This is a genomic window from Streptomyces sp. DH12, assembly GCF_020873895.1.
GTDB lineage: Bacteria > Actinomycetota > Actinomycetes > Streptomycetales > Streptomycetaceae > Streptomyces.
On sequence record NZ_JAHWGT010001092.1, the window covers coordinates 1 to 450 of the forward strand.

3 pseudogenes are annotated in these 450 nt (G+C 72.4%); 1 reads left to right on the forward strand and 2 read right to left on the reverse strand.

The window, feature by feature from the left end:
* Nucleotides 1-54 precede the first annotated feature (54 nt).
* Nucleotides 55-123: pseudogene (locus tag LPA54_RS38675) on the forward strand (NUDIX hydrolase); the annotation flags it as partial.
* A gap of 39 nt (nucleotides 124-162) precedes the next feature.
* On the opposite strand, the pseudogene LPA54_RS38680 reads toward LPA54_RS38675, so the two are convergent.
* Together LPA54_RS38680 and LPA54_RS38685 are read right to left on the reverse strand one after the other, a co-directional pair.
* Nucleotides 163-288 (reverse strand): annotated as a pseudogene (locus LPA54_RS38680) (DUF202 domain-containing protein); the annotation flags it as partial.
* A gap of 17 nt (nucleotides 289-305) precedes the next feature.
* A pseudogene (locus LPA54_RS38685) lies at nucleotides 306-450 on the reverse strand (NUDIX hydrolase); the annotation flags it as partial.

Consider the following 450-nt stretch of genomic DNA (forward strand, 5'->3'; position numbering starts at 1 on the left):
GCGGGCGAGACGTACGACGACGCGGCGCTGCGGGAGGCGGAGGAGGAACTGGGCGTGAGCGGCCTGCCCGCCCCCTCGCACCTGTTCACCTTCCTGTACGACGACGGCGGGAACCGGACCTGGTGGTCCGCCGTCTACGAGGTGCGCTGCGAGCTGGACGTGCGTCCGCAGCCAGGCGAGGAACGTCCGCTCGTTCGCCAGCGAGAAGCGGTAGTCGGGCGTCTCCCCGTCGTTCCGCACCTCGGCGGGGGCGAACCACAACCGGACGTTCCGTACAAAGTCGATCACGGGGGCGACCTTACCGGTCAGGCTGGGTCCGTCCGCCCGGCCCGGTACGCCCGCAACCGCTCGTACGCCGCGAGCCCGTCCGGCACCCACTCCCACGTGCCGAGCCGCCGCTGCACCTGGTCCTCGGGCAGGAAGGCGTGCCAGGCCACCTCCTCGGCCTGC